Raw genomic sequence first — 21,498 nt, 5'->3', positions numbered from 1 at the left:
AATGGTGCCAGAGTAGAGAATAGAATCGATTAAATTATAATATAACATTCCCAGTTTCGGCTCCCCCTCCTTCGGGGAGGGTTTGGGTGGGGAAAACCAATAAAGTATGGAAAGTTTTAGAACCGAAATAGAAAACCCGATTGTCCAAAAAGACATAATCGATTTAGAAAGAAAAATTGCTTTATTCCGTGACGGGAAAATTGATGATGAGCGTTTTCGTAGCCTTCGTTTGGCGAGAGGAGTGTACGGTCAGCGTCAGGAAGGCGTACAAATGATTCGTATCAAATTGCCTTTTGGTAAAGTGACCAGCGAACAACTGACTCGTATTACTAAAGTTTCGGATGAATATTCAACCGGACGTTTGCACATTACAACGCGTCAGGATATCCAGATTCACTATGTAAGTTTGGACAGAACGCCACAACTTTGGGCTGAATTAGAAAAAGATGATGTTACACTTCGTGAAGCTTGTGGAAACACCGTGAGAAATATTACGGCGAGCGAAACAGCGGGAATTGATACAGAAGAACTTTTTGATGTGTCACCTTATGCGCATACTATGTTTCAGTTTTTCTTAAGAAATCCGGTTTGTCAGGAAATGGGACGTAAATTCAAAATTTCATTTTCGTCTTCTGATAAAGATACTGCATTGAGTTATTTGCATGATTTAGGTTTTATACCAAGAATTGTAAATGGCGAAAGAGGTTTCAAAGTAATGTTAGGTGGAGGATTAGGTTCTCAACCAAGTCATGCCGAATTATTATCAGAATTTATTCCGGTAAACCAAATTATACCAACAACTGAAGGCGTTTTGAGAATTTTTGACCGCTATGGCGAAAGAGCGAAACGTTTGAAAGCACGTATGAAATTCCTAATTAAAGATTTGGGAAGAGATGAGTTTTTGAGATTGGTGGATGAAGAGAAAAAAGCGTTGTCTCACCAAATAGTTGAAATCGACACAGCCGCTTTTGATGCTGAAATTCCAGCTCCTTTATTAGATGTTCCAAAAGTAGTAATCGAAGATACGCCAGCTTTCGAAGCTTGGAAAAAATCAAATGTAATCGCTCAAAAACAAGCGGGTTATGTAGCGATAGGAATCAAAGTTTTATTAGGCGATTTTTATACAGATAAAGCAAGAGCATTGGCAGAATTAATCAAAAATTATGCGGCGAATGAATTGCGTTTTACATTGAGACAAGACATTTTAATTCGTCACGTAAAAGAAGAAAATTTACCTTTTTTCTACCAAGAATTAGCCAAATTAGATTTTGTCGCTCTTGGTTACAATACCATTTCAGATATTACAGCTTGTCCGGGAACAGATACCTGTAATTTAGGAATTGCAAGTAGTACCGGAATTGCTGTAGAATTAGAAAGAGTTTTAGAAACAGAATATCCACAATACAGCAACAATCAGGAAATCACGATTAAAATCAGTGGTTGTATGAATGCTTGTGGACAACACAATATGGCCGAAATTGGTTTCCAGGGAATGTCTATCAATTCAGGGAAATTAGTGGCGCCAGCATTACAGGTATTATTAGGCGGAGGAAATTTAGGAAACGGAAACGGAAGATTTTCGGATAAAGTAATCAAAATTCCAAGTAGAAGAGGACCTGATGCATTGCGTTTCATCTTAAATGATTTTGAAGCAAACGGAAACGGACAATCGTTCTTGAATTATTATGATGCCAAAGGCGAAAAATATTTTTATGAATTTTTGAAGCCATTAGCAGACTTGACTAATCTTACTGAAGCTGATTTTGTAGATTGGGGAAATGCTGATAATTACGTAAAAGCAGTTGGAGTGGGAGAATGCGCCGGTGTTGTTATTGATTTAGTGGCTACATTATTATTGGAAGCTAAAGACAAATTAACTTTCGCACAGGAAGCTTTTGATGATGCAAAATGGGCTGATGCAATTTATTTGGCATACGCAGGATTTGTAAATGGAGCCAAAGCATTGTTATTGGCTGAAAACCAAAAAACAAATCATCAAGCTGGAATTATCGATTTGTTTGATACCGTTTTTGTAGCAACGAATATCATTCAATTGCAATCATCATTAAGAGATTTAGTATACCAAATCAATCAGAATGAACCTTCTGCTGAATTTGCACAAAAATACATTCAAGATGCAAGTGTCTTTTTTGAAGCAATTGAATCATACAGAGATAAAGACTTAGCCGATGCTTAAAAAGACACAACCAATAGTAACACTAGTGGGTGCGGGTCCAGGTGATCCGGATTTACTCACAATCAAAGGGGCAAAGGCACTAGCTGAGGCAAATGTTGTTTTGTATGACGCTTTGGCAAACGAAGAAATTTTAAGTTATGCTCCTAAAAAAGCAATTAAAATATTCGTAGGAAAAAGAAAAGGCTGTCATGAATATACGCAAGATCAAATCAATCAATTAATTGTAGACAACGCGCTTACTTACGGGCATGTGGTTCGACTAAAAGGTGGTGATCCATTTATTTTTGGTCGTGGTGGTGAGGAAATAGACTTTGTAGAAAGTTTTGGGATACCTACATTTGTAGTGCCCGGCATTTCATCGTCAATTGCTGTCCCTGCTTATCAAGGCATTTCGTTAACAAAACGAGGTGTTTCAGAAAGTTTTTGGGTAATTACGGGTACAACTTCTGATAGAAAATTATCAAATGATGTGGCTTTAGCTGCGCAATCATCGGCAACTGTTGTGATTTTGATGGGAATGAGTAAACTCACTCAAATCATAAATTTGTTCCAAAAGGAGTCTAAAGGCGAAACTCCTGTTGCGATTATTCAAAACGGAACTACTGCTCAAGAGAAAATAGGTGTCGGAACAATCAATACAATACAACAAGTTGTAACGGAACATAAATTAAGTTCGCCTGCCATAATTGTGATAGGAGAAGTAGTAAAAGAAAGTAATAAGTTGAGAGGATTTTACGAAGAATTTATTGCTAAAGAATTAAAATAATTGTGGAACAAAATAAAGCATATACCAATAATCAAGACTCAACTCCATTTCCTTTGGAGCGTCCCGAAATTTCGGGAGGGGAGAGGAACGAATTATATCCTATTTTTTTAAAATTACACAACCTCAATGTACTTATTGTAGGCGGAGGAAATGTGGGTTTAGAAAAATTATCATTTCTTTTGAAATCAAGTCCAAACGCCAATGTTGAGGTGGTGGCACCTTGGTTTTTGCCAGAGTTAGAAACTTTGGCGGCAAGCCATACATCAGTAAAGCTAACCTATAGAAAATTCAATAGGTGGATGCTTCGCAAACGCCACATGGTAATTGCCTGCACCGATGATTTGAAAGTGAATAAAAGGATTTATGATTTATCCAGAAAAAGATATTTGATTTGCAATATTGCCGATACACCGCCTTTGTGTGATTATTATTTAGGTGGAATTGTAACCAAAGGAAATGTAAAAATTGCGATTTCGACTAATGGAAAATCACCGACAACGGCCAAAAGATTACGGGAGTTTTTTGAAGAGATAATCCCGGACGATATTAATAAAATGGTCGAAAACTTAAATGAATATCGCAAAACGCTGAAAGGAAATTTCGAAGAAAAAGTTCAGAAGATGAATGAAATAACTGAAGCTCTAAAAAATAATAGCAGCTCCGCGGAACAGTAAAAACGACACAATCAAAAAGTATAAATTATAATAAATCTTAATAATAGCTTTTACTATTTTTTACACCAGATAATAATGATATTTGTCATTGAAAAATATCAAAATACGGTCGAGATTTGTATCAAAAATAAACAAAATAACATTTCCTCTAATTCCATTTTAAGGTAGGGGAGCTAATTAATAAAAAAATGATTAAAACAGACATACTTATAATAGGAGCGGGACCTACGGGTTTATTTGCAGTTTTTGAAGCAGGATTGTTAAAATTAAAATGTCATATTCTGGATGCTTTGCCACAAGCGGGAGGACAATTATCTGAATTGTATCCTAAAAAACCTATTTATGATATTCCAGGATTTCCTGAAGTATTAGCGGGTGATTTAGTAGATAATTTAATGGAACAAATCAAACAATTTGAACCGGGATTCACGCTGGGCGAGCGTGCGGAAACTATCGAAAAACAAGAAGATGGAACTTTTATTGTAACGTCAAACAAAGGAAAAAAATTCCATGCTCCTGTAGTAGCTATTGCAGGTGGATTAGGAAGTTTTGAACCAAGAAAACCATTGATTGAAGACATCGAATTTTACGAAGACAAAGGAATCAAATACTTTATCAAAAATCCAGAGAAATTCAGAGACAAAAAAGTAGTAATCGCTGGAGGAGGAGATTCAGCCTTAGACTGGAGTATTTTCTTGTCGAATGTAGCTTCTGAAGTGACTTTGATTCACCGTAGAAATGAATTCAGAGGTGCTTTAGATTCTGTAGAAAAAGTACAGGAATTAAAAAATTCCGGTAAAATAAAAATGATTACACCTGGAGAAGTTGTTGGCTTGAAAGGTGCTGAACACCTTGAGGCTGTAGTAGTCGAAGAAAACGGCGCACACCGTACGATTGAAACGGATTATTTTATTCCGCTTTTTGGATTAACACCAAAATTAGGTCCTATCGGAGACTGGGGATTAGAAATCGAAAAAAATGCAATCAAAGTAAATAATGCCTTAGATTACCAAACCAATATTCCTGGAATTTTTGCCATTGGTGACGTAAACACGTATCCAGGGAAACTAAAATTAATTCTTTGTGGATTCCATGAAGCAACTATTATGTGTCAGGCAGCCTATCAAATTATCAATCCAGGTAAGAAATACGTATTAAAATATACTACAGTTTCTGGTGTTGATGGATTTGACGGAACTCGTAAAGAAGCTCCAAAAGCCGTAGTGAAAGCAATAGTTTAACAACTTAGCCCAAACTAGTTAAAAAATTAAGCGCTAATACTTGCAAGTATTAGCGCTTTGTCTTTACTTTGCACTGTTCATATATTTATTGAAAGTTATCACGAAAGGCGGAGGGAAAGACCCAATGAAACCTTAGCAACCCTTTATCTTTAAAGAAGGTGCTACATTCTACTTTATGCTGAATTTATTTCAGCATCTAAGATAGATAACACACGAATACACACTTAGTATTTCTCAAACCTTTTCTTGACAACATATCGATATTTAGCTTACTGAATTAATTTCAGTATCAGGAGCGAACAATTGGCGTTTTTTTTGCCAATACCGTTCCCGCTTTCCGCTATATCTTTTTTTCTGTCCCGAACCGTAGGGACCAGAAAAAAAGGATATCGCTACAATCGGGGCTAAAGGATGATTAATTGTAATTTTTTGCAATTATTCAAACCAAACAATTTTATATTTAAAAAATAAGAATATGTCACAAGATATAAAAGATAGTTTAGGAGTTCCCCCTTCGGGGGTTAGGGGGAGCATTCAAGAAGCCATTAAAAATAGAATACTCGTACTCGATGGAGCTATGGGAACGATGTTGCAACGCTACAATTTTTCCGAAGAAGATTTTCGAGGAGAACGTTTCAAAGATTTTCCACATTCCTTAAAAGGGAATAACGATTTATTGTCACTCACACAACCACAAGCCATCAAAGCAGTTCACGCTGCTTATTTTGAAGCAGGAGCAGATATCGTTGAAACCAACACTTTCTCAGGAACGACTATCGGAATGGCTGATTACCATCTTGAAGATTTGGTGTACGAACTCAACTACGAATCGGCACGAATCGCCCGTGAAGTAGCCGATGAATTTACCGCTAAAAATCCTGACAAACCTCGTTTTGTAGCTGGTTCGATAGGACCTACAAACAGAACGGCGAGTATGTCGCCTGATGTAAATGATCCGGGTTACAGAGCCGTAACTTTTGATGATTTGCGTATTGCGTATAAGCAACAAGTAAATGCCTTGATTGATGGAGGAAGTGATTTATTATTGGTAGAAACAATTTTCGACACCTTAAATGCAAAAGCAGCACTTTTCGCTATTGAAGAAGTCAAAGACGAACGTAATATCGATATTCCAATCATGGTTTCAGGAACGATTACGGATGCATCAGGAAGAACGCTTTCGGGTCAAACCGTAGAAGCTTTTTTAGTTTCAGTTTCGCATATTCCGTTATTGAGCGTTGGTTTCAATTGCGCCTTAGGAGCTGATTTGTTGAAGCCTTATTTACAAACGTTGTCACAGAATACTTCCTTCAATGTATCGGCACATCCTAATGCAGGATTACCAAATGCTTTTGGAGAGTACGATGAAACACCGGAACAGATGCAAGCTTTCATCAAAGAATATTTAGACGATAATTTAGTAAATATAATAGGCGGTTGTTGCGGAACAACGCCAGAACACATCAAGTTGATTGCTGATATCGCAAAGGACTATAAACCGAGAGTTTCGACAGCAACAATGTAATTATAGAGACACGATTTATCGCGGCTGACTATTAAGTAATGTGTATATTTATGACATAACGGTGGTATTTTGAACGATCATCAACAAAACAAAACAGTTGCATTTATGAATATCAGAATAGGTGACGAGCAAAAAGATTACGACAAAGTTTGGGACATCTTCACAAATGTTATATCAACAGGTGATACTTATGTTTTTGATCCCAATACTCCTAAAGACACATTGCATAAAAATTGGTTTGCAGATTATATGGACACGTTTGTTGCAGTAGACAATAATGACGAAATATTTGGTACTTATATTATTAAGCCTAATCAAATTGATTTAGGAGACCATATCGCTAATTGCAGTTATATGGTAAAACCTAAATATCACGGCAAGGGAATAGGTAAAATTTTATGCGAACATTCAATAAAGTTTGCAAAGAACAAAGGGTATTTAGGAATTCAGTTTAATATTGTTGTAAGCACAAATACAAATGCGGTTGAACTCTGGAAGAAATATGGATTTAAGATTATCGGAACAACGCCAAAAGGATTTAGGCATAAAAACTTAGGATTTGTGGATACTTATATAATGTTTAAAGATTTGCAGGATGGCTAATACTCTCCCGCTAGCGCGAGCAGAATGTCATTAAGTTAAAAATTTATTTATCATTCCGACGAAGAAAGCATCTCTGTTTGTTGCTCACGTTTGTTGAGATTCCTCCTTCGTCGGAATGACAAAAAATGTCGAGGATGTTTAAGTACCTAATGGAAGAGATTTTTTCATTCCTCGCAATGACATGAAATGAACAAAACTCGCGTGAGGGATAGCAGTGAAGCTCCTTTTTTAAGGCTTTTGAGCCGGAAGAAAAAGAGCGGGAACGAATAGCCCGTTCGCCGCGGCGAACACGCCTAAATAATAAGAAAAACAAGTTACTCCAGTATAGTTTTTAGAAACCCTGCAGGATCAAATAAATAAAAAATGGCACACGCAGAAAAGAGAAGAAACCTTGTATTGTCGGGATTAGAGCCTTTGATCATTACGCCCGAAAGCGTTTTTGTGAATATTGGGGAACGAACGAATGTTACAGGTTCTAGAAAATTCCTTCGGTTAATCAGGGAAGAAAAATACGAAGAGGCACTTAGCATTGCTAAAGAGCAAGTAGAAGGCGGCGCACAAATCATCGATATTAATATGGATGAGGGAATGCTTGATGGCGAATATGCTATGACAAAATTCCTGAATTTAATTGCTGCTGAACCTGATATTTCCAGAGTGCCAATCATGATTGACAGCTCAAAATGGGATATTATCGAAGCGGGTCTAAAGGTTGTTCAAGGAAAGAGTGTCGTAAATTCTATTTCTCTTAAGGAAGGTGAAGAGCAATTTATTCATCATGCTAAATTGATTAAGCGCTACGGTGCTGCAGCAATTATTATGGCTTTTGATGAAACGGGACAAGCCGATAATTATGAGCGCCGAATAGAAATTTGCCAACGCTCCTATGATATTTTGGTAAACAAAGTGGGTTTTCCACCGCAGGACATTATTTTCGATTTGAATATATTTCCCGTGGCTACAGGTATGGAGGAACACCGCTTGAACGCTTTGGATTTCTTTAGAGGAACTAAGTGGGTTCGAGAAAATCTTCCTCATGCACATATTAGCGGAGGTGTAAGTAATGTTTCGTTCTCGTTTAGAGGAAATGACACAGTTCGAGAAGCAATGCACTCAGTGTTTCTATATCATGCGATTCAACATGGAATGACAATGGGAATCGTGAATCCAGAAATGCTTTCCATTTACGATGAAATACCAAAAGACTTATTAGAACACGTTGAAGATGTAATCCTAAACCGTCGTGATGATGCCACCGAAAGATTGTTGGACTTCGCCGAAAACGTAAAAGGAGATGTTAAGAGTAATGAAAAAGCAGTCCAAGAATGGCGCTCAGGAACGATTCAAGAAAGAATTACACACTCACTTGTAAAAGGAATTGATGCATTTATAGAAATTGATGTAGAAGAAGCTAGACTTGCAGCAACAAAACCTATCGAAGTAATCGAAATAAACCTAATGGCAGGAATGAATGTCGTGGGCGATTTGTTTGGTTCGGGTAAAATGTTTTTGCCACAGGTGGTAAAATCTGCTCGTGTAATGAAGAAAGCAGTGGCTTATTTATTGCCTTATATTGAAGCGGCCAAGCAAGTTGGAGACAAATCTGGTAATGGAAAAATCCTAATGGCCACCGTAAAAGGAGACGTTCACGATATTGGAAAAAATATTGTTTCGGTCGTATTGGCTTGTAATAATTATGAGATTGTGGATTTAGGGGTAATGGTTGCTCCAGAAAAAATTATTGCCGCAGCCATTGAGCACAATGTTGATATTATTGGATTAAGCGGATTAATAACACCGTCACTAGATGAAATGGTGTACCTCGCTAAAGAATTAGACAAAAGAAATATTAATATTCCTGTGATGATTGGAGGAGCTACCACTTCTAGAGCGCACACTGCCGTGAAAATTGCACCGCAATACAAATCAACAGTAATACACGTAAACGATGCCTCAAGAGCAGTTACTGTAGCAGGAAATTTATTAGATCACAATAGAAAAATTTATGCTAGTGATATTCGTGCTGAATACGATACGTTCAGAGAAACATTTTTGAATCGTTCGCGTGACAAAAATTTCTTAACCATTGAGCAAGCGCGTAAAAATAAATTGCAGTTGGATTGGGATAATTATACTCCTGTAAAACCAAATGTAATTGGGGAACAAACAATCGAAGTTGATTTGGATGTTTTGGTTCCTTACATTGACTGGACACCATTTTTTAGAACATGGGAGTTGTTCGGGAAATATCCAGCGATATTGACTGATGAAGTTGTTGGAGAGCAAGCAACATCTGTTTTTGCAGACGCACAGGAAATGTTAGACGTTATTTTGAAAGAAAAGAAACTGACCGCCAAAGGAATCTACGGAATTTTTCCTGCGAATCAAGTCAATGATGATGATATTGAATTAACAGATGAAAACGGAAAACCATTACAAACGTTCTTAACACTTCGTCAACAATCACAAAAAACAAAAGGTGCTCCAAATATTGCATTGTCAGATTTTATTGCTCCGAAAGACAGCGGTAAAACGGACTATATGGGAGCGTTTTGTGTCACGACTGGTTTTGGTGTTGATGAATGGGCGGCTGAATTCGAAAAAGATTTAGACGATTACAATTCCATTATGGTAAAAGCATTAGCGGATCGTTTTGCAGAAGCTTTTGCTGAATATTTGCACGAAAAAATCCGTAAAGAAATTTGGGGTTATGCTGCTGATGAAAACTTAACTACCGAAGCAATGATTGATGAGGTTTATAAAGGAATTCGTCCTGCACCAGGTTATCCGGCTTGTCCTGACCATTTAGAAAAACCTACCATTTGGAAATTACTGAATGTAGAACAAGAAATAGGAGTGACTTTAACGGAAAGTATGGCGATGTGGCCAGCTTCTTCGGTTTCAGGATACTATTTTGGGAATCCGGAAAGTAAGTATTTTGGACTTGGAAAAATAAAAGAAGACCAAGTTATTGATTACGCTAAACGCAGAAGTGTTTCAACAGAAGTAGCCATAAAATGGCTGAACCCAAATATTGCAGATTAAAAACATAGTCGTAAAGTCAAAAGTCATAAAGTCCAAAAGACATGACTTTCGACTTTTGACATTCAAACCTTAAGACTTAGATGAAAGTAACACAACATATAGAAGATGCAAAAGGAGAAACGTTGTTCTCTTTTGAAATTATACCGCCTCAAAAAGGAAAAAGTATTCAGGAATTATACGATAATATTGATCCGTTGATGGAGTTTAAACCACCATTTATAGACGTAACCACTTCTCGCGAAGAATTTATTTATGTTGATAAAGGCAACGGATTATTAGATAAAAAACTCACCCGTATGCGTCCGGGGACTTTGGGTATTTGTGCATCAATCAAGCATAAATACAATGTGGATACAGTTCCTCATGTGCTTTGTGGTGGTTTTACTAAAGAAGAAACCGAATATTTACTGGTAGACTGTCATTATCTTGAAATCAATAATGTGATGGCTTTGCGCGGTGACGCTATGAAAGAGGAACAATCATTTGTAGCTAAAGCGGGTGGAAATAGTTACGCAGTTGATTTAGTGCAACAAATCAAGCTCATGAATGAAGGCAAGTATTTGCATGATGTGATTCATGTAGATAATAAAGCTGATTTTTGTATTGGTGTGGCGGGTTATCCAGAGAAGCACTTAGAATCACCGTCTTTACTATCGGATTTAAAACGTTTGAAAGAAAAAGTTGACGCAGGTGCTGATTACGTGGTGACACAAATGTTTTTTGATAATGCCAAATATTTTGAATTTGTTGCCAAAGCTAGAGAGATGGGAATTACGGTGCCTATTATTCCTGGTATCAAGCCTTTGGCAGTGCAAAGACATTTGCAAATTTTACCTCAAATTTTCAGGATTGATTTGCCCGAAGATTTAATTGATGCAGTAGACAAATGTAAAACCAATGCGGATGTAAAACAAGTCGGTATCGAATGGGCTATTCAACAATCATTAGAATTGAAAGCAGCCGGAGTTCCAGTTTTACACTATTATTCAATGGGGAAATCAGAAAATATTCGACAAATAGCAAGTAAGGTTTTTTAGCAATTTAATCTTTATATTTTAAAAGCTTCCAGCCTTCAAAAAGCTGGAAGCTTTTTTTATTTTTATTTTAAAAGAGTTTGTTTTTTAGTCGAAAATTAGACTGAACTCTAAAAACTGAACACTTCCAACTATTTCGTTATCTCTCTAAAAACAGCCTCCAAGTTTTTATTCTTTTGATTAAGTTGCAAGGTTTTCAAACCATTTGCAGTAGCAAAATCAAAAACAGTTGGGCGCATGTCTTTATCCGCTTTGAAAGTCAATTCCCAAATCATATCATGCGTATTTTTATAAGAAACAAGATTTTCTATTTTGGCAATAACTTGCTCTTCTATTTTAAAATCAAATTCTACTTCGATAACTTGTTCCTTATCCTCAGAAATTAAATTGTCCAGTTTTTTATCGGTAACAATTTTACCATTGTTAATGATAATAACGCGGTCGCAAATGGCTTCGACTTCCTGCATAATATGTGTGGAAAGGAAAACAGTTTTGTCTTTCCCCACGTTTTTAATCACATTACGAATTTCCATTAATTGATTCGGGTCTAAACCAGTTGTTGGTTCATCAAGAATCAAAACAGCTGGATTGTGTAATAAAGCATTGGCAAGACCTACGCGCTGGCGATATCCTTTGGATAATTGCCCTATTTTTTTATGACTTTCGGTACTCAATCCGGTTAATTGAATTACTTCTTCGATTCGGGATTTGGCTACTTTATACACATCAGCGTTAAAAGCTAAATATTCCCTCACATACAAATCCAAATATAGCGGATTGTGTTCCGGCAAATAACCTATCGAAAGTTGCACTGATTTTTGTTGAGTATTTACATCGTTTCCATTTACGATTGCTGAACCTTCATCGGCATTAATATACGTGGTTAATATTTTCATTAATGTTGATTTTCCGGCTCCATTTGGACCTAAAAAACCAACAATTTCTCCTTTTTTTATAGAAAATGAAATGTTATCTAATGCTTTTTGAGCACCGTAACTTTTTGATATATTAGTAACTTCTATTGACATGGAATTTTATTTGTTGCAAAAGTAAACAGAAAAAGGATTTATTTATAGTTTTTTGTAGCCCAATAGCTAAAAAGTCCTTTGTCAAAGTTATACAAAGCGAGATGATATTCTATATTAGATTTATATATTTACGACAAACTAATAAATATGAATTTAAAAAATACACAATCGGGTAGTTTCTTGAAAAATTACAAAAGTATTTTATTGCTTCTTGGCGGAATTTTAGCAGGAAGTATATTGGGTTTGGTTTACGGAAAAGGAGTAGAAGTGATTAAGCCTTTAGGCGATATATTTCTGAATTTATTGTTTACAGCAATTATACCGTTGGTGTTTTTTACGATTGCATCTTCGATTGCTAATTTAGAAAAAACAGAAAGACTGGGTAAGTTATTTGTAATTGTGATAGGTGTATTTTTAAGCACTGTATTGATTTCGGCTATTTTGATGCTAGTAGGTGTGTTGTTATTTCCCATTCAGCAAGATATTATCATATCTAAACTTCCATTAGAGAGTATTCATGAAAGTTCTGCAGGTTCACAAATTACGCAATTGCTTACCGCAAGTGACTTTTTTGAATTGTTGTCTCGAAAAAATATGTTGGCGCTAATTATATTCTCGTTTTTAATAGGATTTGCCAGTTTGCAATCAGGAGAAAAAGGGAAAGATTTTAGTAGATTCTTGAATTCAGGCAATGAAGTGATGAAACAACTCTTGCACATCATTATGAAAACGGCTCCAATAGGATTGGGTGCTTATTTTGCATACCAAGTTGGGATTTTTGGACCGCAATTATTTGGCGCTTATGCAAAACCTTTGGGATTGTATTATGCCGTTTGTGCGTTTTATTTTGTCGTGTTTTTTAGTTTGTACGCTTTTCTGGCTGGGGGAAAATTAGGGTTTAAAGTATTTTGGAAAAATAATATTACGCCTTCCTTAACAGCTTTGGGAACCTGTAGCAGCATAGCAACAATTCCTGCTAATTTAGAAGGTGCCGAAAAGATGAATATTCCAGCTCATATAAGAAATGTAGTTATCCCATTAGGCGCGCCTTTGCATAAAGATGGATCGAGCATGTCATCGATTATAAAAATCGCTGTGATTTTTGCCATGTTTGGAAAAGATTTAACGGATCCTAATACGATACTAATGGCGTTAGGAATTACGGTAATTGTATCGGTAGTCGAAGGCGGTATTCCAAATGGAGGTTATATAGGAGAAATTCTGGCAATAACTGTTTATGGATTTCCAATGGAACAAGCTTTACCTGCAGCAATGATTGTGGGAACATTAGTAGATCCAATGGCGACGTTGCTGAATGCAAATGGAGATTTGGTTTCGGCAATGATGGTAACCCGAATTTCGGAAGGGAAAAAATGGCTTACGGCTAAATTAGAAGTATAATTTAAGCAAAAATTTAAATCGAAATTCTTAGAGAAATAATATTTTATTTTTCTAAAATCTGAAAAGCGAACTAAGTAAAAAATATTTTAAAAGCCTTTTTTTAATTATTACATAATTAATAGCCAGTTTTTTAGCGAATCTCCCTTTTGTTTAATAAAATCAACTTTTTTTTTGGGTTAGCTGGAAATTATGTATACATTCGCAGAGTAATTAATACAAAAAAAGCAACAAGATGTTGAGTAACCGATTTTATTTTAGCAATTCTTATTATTTCTTCTGGAAAGTAGAAAGGGATTGTTGTATGGTTATTTGATTATAAAATTAAATTGATACTATAAATATACAATCCCGATGTAAATCGGGATTTTTTTTTGCTTAAAAAGGTGTAAAAATGAATGAAATAATTGGAATACAGGGGATAACGGGTTCTTTTCATCATCAGGTAGCGCAGGAATATTTTAATCAGGTAGTTATCGTCGATGAATGTTTGTCCTTTGAAGAATTAGTAGATAACCTGTTGTCAGGCAAATCAGATCAGGCAGTTATGGCTATAGAGAATTCTATTGCCGGTCCTATTATTCCGAATTACGCATTGATTGACAAAAATAATTTGCACATAATAGGAGAACATTATTTAAGAATTCACCAAAATTTAATGGCTTTAAAAGGTCAAAAAATAGAAGACATTCAAGAAGTACATTCGCATCCTATGGCTATTTTACAATGTATGGAATTTCTGAAAAAATATCCAAACATAAAATTAGTCGAAGACAAAGATACTGCTGAAACGGCGCGTAGAATTCAGGAAAAACAGTTGAAAGGAATTGCTGCAATTGCCAGCAGAACTGCTTCTGAAATGTATGATTTAGAGATTTTGGCTCCAGAGATTCAAACGATTAAAAATAACATGACTCGTTTTGTGATTATCAAAAAGTACAATTCTTTTGTTCCAGAAAACGAAATAAACAGAGCGTCCATTAAATTCGAATTGGATCACAAACGCGGTAGTTTGGCTGCAGTACTAAATGTAATGAGTGATTGCAAATTGAATTTAACCAAAATTCAGTCGTTGCCAAAAATAGAAACGCCTTGGAAATATTCATTTTTTGTGGATGTTACTTTCGAGAAATACGAAGATTACGCAAAAGCAAAGTCACTATTGATTATCATGGCGGAATATTTCAAAGTGTTGGGCGAATATAAAAATACGAAACTATAATTAGTCAAAAGTTATTAAGTCAAAAGTCAAAAGAATTTTAAAAATTAAACATGGTTACTACAGCGAAACGTCTTGACATAATTGAAGAATACTATTTCTCCTCAAAATTGAGAGAAGTAAGACAACTGGCTTCTGAAGGGAAACCCATTATCAATATGGGAATTGGAAGTCCGGATTTACAACCATCACAAGCAGTAATTGATGCAGTAGTTCTGGCAATGCAAGATGAAAATGCGCATCAATACCAGAGTTATCAAGGATTACCAGAATTGCGTCAAGGCATGGCTGATTTTTACAAAAATAATTACGGAGTTGTATTGAATCCTGCTAACGAAATATTGCCTTTAATGGGTTCCAAAGAGGGAATTATGCATGTTTCACTGGCTTTTTTGAATGAAGGTGATCAGGTGCTGATTCCAAATCCAGGATATCCAACGTATACTTCAGTGACTAATTTAGTGGGAGCAGTTCCAGTTTATTATGACTTAAAAGAAAATAATAACTGGGAACCTGATTTTGAGGCTCTGGAACAACTGGATTTATCGAAAGTGAAAATCATGTGGATAGGTTATCCGCACATGCCAACAGGAGCAAGAGGAAGTTTAGATTTGTTTTCAAGATTAGTGGCTTTCGCCAAAAAAAATAACATTTTATTGGTTAATGATAATCCGTACAGTTTTGTTTTAAATGACAATCCGATGAGTTTGTTGCAAGTGGATGGCGCAAAGGATGTGGTTTTAGAATTGAATTCTTTGAGTAAGACTTTCAACATGGCGGGCTGGAGAGTGGGAATGCTTCTAGGAAATGCAGCTTGTATAGATGCAGTTCTAAAAGTGAAAAGCAACATGGATAGCGGAATGTTTTATGGGATTCAAAAAGGAGCAATTGAAGCATTGAAAAGTGACAAGACTTGGTTTGAATCGATGAATGCGATTTATAGAAAACGCAGAATTCTTACCGAGCAACTGGCTGAGAAATTAGGTTGTAAAGTGTATAAGGAAGGTGTTGGATTATTTGTTTGGGCAAAATTGCCGGACGGAATTACATCAGCAGAGAAATTTATTGATGAAATTTTATATGACAAATCTATTTTCATTACCCCAGGAACCATTTTTGGTTCTAATGGAGAAGGTTACATACGATTTGCATTGTGTGTAAAAGAAGAAAAAGTACAAGAAGCAATCCTGAGAATAATAAATTAAAAATTATGAATTACGAGTTTGGAAGTTTTGGTGACTTTCGACTTTACAACTTTAAGACTTTATGACTAATGTTTACGTAATAGGGATAGGATTAATAGGCGGTTCGATGGCATTGGACATTAAAACCTTGTATCCGGAAACTAAAATTTATGGAATTGATAACAACGAAAGTCATTTGGCGGAAGCCATAACTTTAGGAGTTGTGGATGCTGGTGCTGCATTTGAAGATTTAGTAAACGCCGACTTTGTAATTGTTTCGGTTCCTGTTGATGTAGCGCTGGTTGTTTTGCCAAAAGTATTAGATGTTATAGGCGATAATACGATTGTTTTTGAAGTAGGTTCAACTAAAATGCCTATTTGTGAAGCGGTTGCCAATCATCCTAAAAGGCGGAATTTTATTGCCACACACCCTATTGCAGGAACAGAGTTTTCAGGACCTTCGGCGGCGATAAAAGGATTGTTTCAGGGAAAGACGAATATCATTTGTGAGGTAGAAAAAACGACTTTCAAGTTACAAGAAAAAGCCCTTGATTTATTTAAGGCAATGGGAATGAGAATTCGTTATATGGATCCGAAATCACATGACAAACATATTGCTTACGTTTCGCATTTGTCACATATAAGTGCTTTTATGCTCGGAAAAACGGTAATTGACAAAGAGAAACACGAGCAGGATATTTTTGATATGGCAGGTTCTGGTTTTGAAAGCACAGTTCGTTTAGCCAAAAGTTCCCCAGCAATGTGGACGCCTATTTTTAAACAAAATAGGAAACAGGTTGTAAAAACATTGGACGAATACATTTCGAATTTGTCAAAGTTTAAAGAATTATTAGAAAAGGAAGATTACGATGCGATTTATAATGAAATGCAAAGTGTCAATAAAATTAAGGAAATATTAAACGGAATGAACGTTAAGAAGTAATCAGTGATCATCCCGAAGTTTCGGGAACAGTCAATAGTAAAAAAACAACTAAAAATAATTATCAACAATCATCCATTTACGGCTCCCTTCCCTTTGGGGAGGGCTGGGGTGGGGCAAAATTAGAAAAGATGGAAAACAAGAAAGAAATGAGAAATTGGTTGAATGAATTCAATTTGACTCATCCATTAGTGATAGCAGGACCTTGTAGTGCTGAAACAGAAGAACAAGTATTAAAAATTGCACATGAATTGAAAGATTCAGATGTAAGTGTTTTTAGAGCAGGAATCTGGAAACCTAGAACACGTCCGGGAGGATTTGAAGGTGTAGGTGAAATAGGTTTGAAATGGTTAAAAAAGGCTAAAGAGCAAACAGGATTGCTAATGGGAACTGAGGTAGCAAATGCTGCTCACGTAAAATTAGCTTTGGAATATGATATTGATGTATTGTGGATTGGCGCGAGAACAACCGTAAATCCTTTTGCAATGCAAGAAATTGCAGATGCTTTAGTAGGGACTAAAAAAATCGTATTGGTTAAGAATCCAGTAAATCCAGATTTGTCTTTATGGTTGGGTGGTGTTGAGCGTTTATACATGGCAGGAATTGAAAAATTAGGAGTGATTCACAGAGGTTTTTCTACTTACGAAAAAACAAAATACAGAAATATTCCAGAATGGCAGATTGCTATCGAATTGCAAAATAAATTCCCTGATTTGCCTTTAATCATCGACCCGTCTCATATTACAGGAGACCGTAAAATGATTCTAGAAGTAACGCAGGAAGCATTAGATTTGAATTATGATGGTATGATTATCGAAACACATTACGATCCGGACAATGCTTGGAGTGATGCTGCACAACAAGTTACACCAGACGCTTTGAAACAAATATTTATTGATTTGAAAGTGAGAAAAGTAAATGATATATCTGATGAATTTACTCAAAAAATGGCTAAATTAAGAGCTAATATCGATGTTTTAGATGCAACTTTACTGGACTTATTAGGTAAGCGTATGAAAGTAGCAGATGAAATAGGTCAGGTGAAAAAAGATGCTAACGTTGCTGTACTGCAAAACAATCGTTGGAATGAAATTTTAGGAAAAATGATTTTAGAGGGTGAGAAAAAAGGATTGACAGAAGAATTTGTACTAAAAATGTTCAAAGCGATTCACCAAGAAAGTATCGGTCACCAAGAAAAAATATTGAACTCATAAAATGATTTAAGGTTGAGGTTTAACGATTTTTTATTTCGTGAGCCATTAATTTAAATTTTTATAAAAATTCCCGCCGCTTTTGTAAAAAAAAGTTGTGGGAATTTTTTATTTTTAAGGTTGTCTCAAGTTGTTCAAGGTGAAAAACTTTAAACTTTATCCCGAAGTGTCGGGATAAACTTGAAACAAAATTTTACCTTTGCACCATGACAGGACTAGTATATAAATCTACAGGAAGTTGGTACACCGTAAAATCCGAGCAAGGTGATTTTATCGAATGCCGTATGAAAGGGAAATTCCGTATAAAAGGAATCAAAAGTACCAACCCTATTGCTGTAGGTGATATTGTGGATTATGAACTTGAAGAATCATCCGACACCGTTACAGGAACCATTCATAAAATTCACGACAGAAAGAATTATATCGTTCGAAAATCAGTCAATTTATCACATCAGATGCATATAATTGCGTCTAATATTGACAGAGTATTTTTGCTAGTTACTATTAATAATCCGCCTACGACTTTTAATTTTATTGATCGTTTTCTAGTTACTGCCGAGGCATACGGAATTGGAACCATCTTAGTTTTTAATAAAATAGACACTTTTGATGATGCTACACTGGACGAACAATTGTATATGCAGCATGTGTATCAGGAAATTGGATACAAATGTTTGCGCGTTTCTTCAACTGAAATGAAAGGTATCGAAGAATTGAAAGCAATGATGATTGGCAAAGTGAGCATGTTTTCCGGACATTCCGGTGTGGGGAAATCCACTTTGGTAAATGCAATGGAGCCTTCTTTGCATTTAAAAACCAAAACGATTTCTGAAGCAAGTAAACAAGGTCAACATACTACGACATTTGCTGAGATGTACGATTTGTCTTTTGATGCTAAAATTATTGACACGCCAGGTATCAAAGGTTTTGGAATTGTAGACATGGAAAAAGAAGAAATTAGCGGCTATTTCCCTGAGTTTTTCAAATTGAAAGAGCAATGTAAATTCAATAATTGTTTGCATAAAGATGAACCGCATTGCGCCATCAAAGCAGCTTTAGAAAAAGACGAAATCGCTTGGTCCCGTTATAGAAGTTACCTTAAAATTCTAGAAGGAGACGATGAAAATTACCGTACGGATATTCATAACGAGGATAGGATAATCAGTGATAAAACGAGGGAATAACTATATCAATTTCAAAAATCAATTTCAATTTCAAAAATGAAAATCGTCCTTCAAAGAGTTTCCTCCGCCTCCGTAACTATAGACAATAAAATTGTAGCCGATATCCAAAAAGGATTGTTGGTTTTGGTTGGGATTGAAGATGCCGATACCCAAGAAGATATAAATTGGCTTTGCCAAAAAATAGCCAATATCCGCATTTTTGGGGATGAAAATGATGTTATGAATTTATCCTTAAAAGATATAAATGGCGATATCATTGTGGTAAGTCAATTTACATTGCATGCCGCTACCAAAAAAGGCAATCGTCCTTCCTATATCAAAGCTTCAAAGCCAGAAATCGCCATTCCATTGTATGAGAGTTTCGTACTTCAGCTCGAAAAAGAATTGGGGAAAAAAGTACAAACGGGAATCTTTGGTGCGGATATGAAAGTACTTTTGTTAAATGATGGACCAGTAACGATAGTAATTGATAGTAAAAATAGAGAGTAAAATGAACCTAAAAAATTCCCAACAAGACGTAGATACTTGGATCAAAGAACACGGTGTTCGTTACTTTAACGAATTGACTAATATGGCACAACTTACTGAAGAAGTAGGCGAAGTAGCTAGAATTATTGCCCGTCGTTATGGAGAGCAATCCGAAAAGGAAAGCGATAAAAACAAAGACCTTGGAGAAGAATTAGCCGATGTTGTTTTTGTGGTTTTGTGTTTGGCAAACCAAACCGGAATCGATTTGCAGGCTGCTTTCGATAAAAAGATGGATTTAAAATCTATACGAGACAAAAACCGTCACAAAAACAACGAAAAACTCAAATAATTTGTGAAGTATAAATTATGAATTTAAAATGTGGAGTGGTAAATTGCGAACTTGAATTATAACACTCATAATTCATAATTCACAACTCATAATTAACTACATGAATTTAAAATTAACTACGAATTCACAATTCACAATTGATAATTCACTATTAAATATTACCGGCTCAAAAAGCGAAACCAACAGACTATTATTATTACAAGCCTTGTTTCCAAATATTACTTTGGCTAATACTTCTAATTCGGATGATAGTGAAGTCATGCAAAAAGCATTAAAAGGAAACGAAGGAATAGTCGACATTCACCATGCGGGAACAGCAATGCGATTCTTGACAGCTTATTTTGCTGTAAACGAAGGTCGCGAGGTAGTATTGACTGGCTCTCAACGTATGACCGAGCGTCCCATAAAAGTCTTGGTGGAAGCCTTGGAACAGTTAGGAGCTAAAATCTCTTACGAGAAAGAAGTGGGTTATCCGCCTATCCGAATCAAAGGGCAAAAAATCACAGCTTCTAAAGTGAATATTCCTGCTAATGTGAGCAGTCAGTACATATCAGCATTATTATTAGTGGCGCCAAAATTGGAAAACGGAATCGAAATTACTTTAGTAGGCGAAATCACTTCCGTTCCTTATATCAAGATGACATTGGCTTTGCTGAATGATTTGGATATCAAAACCAGTTTCGAAGGAAATGTGATTACGGTATATCCAAAACAAGAAGTAGCATCGAAAGTAATGACCGTAGAATCCGACTGGAGTTCTGCTTCGTACTTTTTTAGTTTGGCTGCTTTGGCCGAAAAAGCAACTATTTCTTTGACGAGTTATACAGAGACGAGTTTGCAAGGAGATTCTGCTTTGGTAGATATCTACAAACAAATGGGTGTTGAAACGCATTTTGATGGGAATATAATGACTCTGGTAAAACAGTCTGATTTTAAACCGGAAAATTTAAATTTAGAATTAAATAATACTCCGGATATTGCTCAAACCATCGTGGTTACTTGCCTTGGATTAGGAATAGGTTGTCATTTGACAGGGCTTCATACCCTAAAAATTAAAGAAACAGACCGACTCGAAGCTCTTAGAATCGAGTTGACAAAATTGGGAGCAGATATATCTGTAACTAATGATAGTTTGACGCTTGTGGCTACTTCAGAAATCAATTCGAACATCAAAATCGCCACGTATAACGATCACAGAATGGCAATGGCTTTTGCTCCATTAGCTTTAAAAGTGCCAATTATAATCGAAAATGCCGAAGTTGTTTCAAAATCCTACCCTGATTTTTGGGAAGACTTGAAAAAATTAAATTTTGACGTATCTGAAATCACAGCTTAATTCTCAATGTTTACGGGGCTAAACCTTTGTTCCTTCGTTTCTTTGAAACTTTGAAACTAAATTAAACTGCAAAACACTTGACAACGCCTATCTCAC

The 21,498-nt window shown here is 35.9% G+C and carries 18 protein-coding genes and 1 riboswitch; of the genes, 17 read left to right on the top strand and 1 reads right to left on the bottom strand.

The window, feature by feature from the left end; all coding sequences use genetic code 11:
* Positions 1-106: 106 nt before the first annotated feature.
* The 8 genes from DFR66_RS12060 (at position 107) to metF (ending at position 11,088) form a co-directional block, all read left to right on the top strand.
* Positions 107-2,197 carry a HEPN domain-containing protein gene (locus DFR66_RS12060; RefSeq protein WP_114755085.1) on the top strand — a complete coding sequence of 697 codons (2,091 nt, stop codon included), beginning with the start codon at positions 107-109 and terminating at the stop codon, positions 2,195-2,197.
* Positions 2,190-2,963 (top strand): uroporphyrinogen-III C-methyltransferase, encoded by a 774-nt coding sequence (gene cobA / locus DFR66_RS12055; RefSeq protein ID WP_114755084.1) that lies wholly within the window; start codon positions 2,190-2,192, stop codon positions 2,961-2,963. Before DFR66_RS12060 ends, cobA begins: the two co-directional genes overlap by 8 nt.
* Before the next feature lie 68 nt (positions 2,964-3,031).
* Entirely contained in the window at positions 3,032-3,637 is a 606-nt protein-coding gene (locus DFR66_RS12050; protein WP_114755099.1) for a precorrin-2 dehydrogenase/sirohydrochlorin ferrochelatase family protein, read from the top strand.
* Between the two features lie 188 nt (positions 3,638-3,825).
* Positions 3,826-4,878, top strand: a complete 1,053-nt coding sequence (locus tag DFR66_RS12045) for an NAD(P)/FAD-dependent oxidoreductase (protein ID WP_114755083.1) — start codon at positions 3,826-3,828, stop codon at positions 4,876-4,878.
* A gap of 92 nt (positions 4,879-4,970) precedes the next feature.
* Positions 4,971-5,090, top strand: a riboswitch (SAM riboswitch).
* 263 nt (positions 5,091-5,353) lie between these two features.
* The gene (locus DFR66_RS12040; RefSeq protein WP_114755082.1) at positions 5,354-6,403 is read left to right on the top strand and encodes a homocysteine S-methyltransferase family protein; all 1,050 of its coding nucleotides are present in this window, start codon (positions 5,354-5,356) and stop codon (positions 6,401-6,403) included.
* Between the two features lie 105 nt (positions 6,404-6,508).
* Complete coding sequence (locus DFR66_RS12035) at positions 6,509-7,006, top strand: GNAT family N-acetyltransferase (RefSeq protein ID WP_114755081.1); 498 nt, start codon at positions 6,509-6,511, stop codon at positions 7,004-7,006.
* Between the two features lie 363 nt (positions 7,007-7,369).
* The gene (gene metH, locus DFR66_RS12030) at positions 7,370-10,051 is read left to right on the top strand and encodes a methionine synthase (RefSeq protein ID WP_114755080.1); all 2,682 of its coding nucleotides are present in this window, start codon (positions 7,370-7,372) and stop codon (positions 10,049-10,051) included.
* An 80-nt stretch (positions 10,052-10,131) separates the two neighbouring features.
* On the top strand, positions 10,132-11,088 hold the full coding sequence (gene metF, locus DFR66_RS12025; protein ID WP_114755079.1) for a methylenetetrahydrofolate reductase [NAD(P)H]: 957 nt from the start codon (positions 10,132-10,134) through the stop codon (positions 11,086-11,088).
* Positions 11,089-11,216: 128 nt separating this feature from the next.
* Here the strand turns inward: metF and gldA are convergent, their stop codons facing one another.
* A complete protein-coding gene (gldA, locus tag DFR66_RS12020) occupies positions 11,217-12,113 on the bottom strand; it encodes a gliding motility-associated ABC transporter ATP-binding subunit GldA (RefSeq protein WP_114755078.1) in 897 nt (298 codons plus the stop codon).
* A gap of 147 nt (positions 12,114-12,260) precedes the next feature.
* Between gldA and DFR66_RS12015 the strand changes: the two genes are divergently transcribed.
* The 9 genes from DFR66_RS12015 (at position 12,261) to aroA (ending at position 21,402) form a co-directional block, all read left to right on the top strand.
* Positions 12,261-13,514 carry a dicarboxylate/amino acid:cation symporter gene (locus tag DFR66_RS12015; RefSeq protein ID WP_114755077.1) on the top strand — a complete coding sequence of 418 codons (1,254 nt, stop codon included), beginning with the start codon at positions 12,261-12,263 and terminating at the stop codon, positions 13,512-13,514.
* 391 nt (positions 13,515-13,905) lie between these two features.
* On the top strand, positions 13,906-14,733 hold the full coding sequence (locus DFR66_RS12010) for a prephenate dehydratase (RefSeq protein WP_114755076.1): 828 nt from the start codon (positions 13,906-13,908) through the stop codon (positions 14,731-14,733).
* A 50-nt stretch (positions 14,734-14,783) separates the two neighbouring features.
* A complete protein-coding gene (locus DFR66_RS12005) occupies positions 14,784-15,935 on the top strand; it encodes a pyridoxal phosphate-dependent aminotransferase (protein WP_114755075.1) in 1,152 nt (383 codons plus the stop codon).
* Positions 15,936-15,996: 61 nt separating this feature from the next.
* A complete protein-coding gene (locus DFR66_RS12000) occupies positions 15,997-16,857 on the top strand; it encodes a prephenate dehydrogenase (protein WP_114755074.1) in 861 nt (286 codons plus the stop codon).
* A 128-nt stretch (positions 16,858-16,985) separates the two neighbouring features.
* Complete coding sequence (locus DFR66_RS11995) at positions 16,986-18,068, top strand: bifunctional 3-deoxy-7-phosphoheptulonate synthase/chorismate mutase type II (RefSeq protein WP_114755073.1); 1,083 nt, start codon at positions 16,986-16,988, stop codon at positions 18,066-18,068.
* Positions 18,069-18,271: 203 nt separating this feature from the next.
* Positions 18,272-19,249 carry a ribosome small subunit-dependent GTPase A gene (rsgA, locus tag DFR66_RS11990; protein ID WP_114755072.1) on the top strand — a complete coding sequence of 326 codons (978 nt, stop codon included), beginning with the start codon at positions 18,272-18,274 and terminating at the stop codon, positions 19,247-19,249.
* A 36-nt stretch (positions 19,250-19,285) separates the two neighbouring features.
* Positions 19,286-19,738, top strand: a complete 453-nt coding sequence (dtd, locus tag DFR66_RS11985; RefSeq protein WP_114755071.1) for a D-aminoacyl-tRNA deacylase — start codon at positions 19,286-19,288, stop codon at positions 19,736-19,738.
* Position 19,739: 1 nt separating this feature from the next.
* Complete coding sequence (locus DFR66_RS11980) at positions 19,740-20,066, top strand: nucleotide pyrophosphohydrolase (protein WP_114755098.1); 327 nt, start codon at positions 19,740-19,742, stop codon at positions 20,064-20,066.
* A 100-nt stretch (positions 20,067-20,166) separates the two neighbouring features.
* Positions 20,167-21,402 (top strand): 3-phosphoshikimate 1-carboxyvinyltransferase, encoded by a 1,236-nt coding sequence (gene aroA / locus DFR66_RS11975; RefSeq protein WP_114755070.1) that lies wholly within the window; start codon positions 20,167-20,169, stop codon positions 21,400-21,402.
* Positions 21,403-21,498: the final 96 nt, after the last annotated feature.

The organism is Flavobacterium glaciei (assembly GCF_003350545.1).
In the GTDB taxonomy this organism is placed as follows: Bacteria; Bacteroidota; Bacteroidia; order Flavobacteriales; family Flavobacteriaceae; genus Flavobacterium; species Flavobacterium glaciei.
This window is presented reverse-complemented; position numbering and strand designations above follow the sequence as displayed.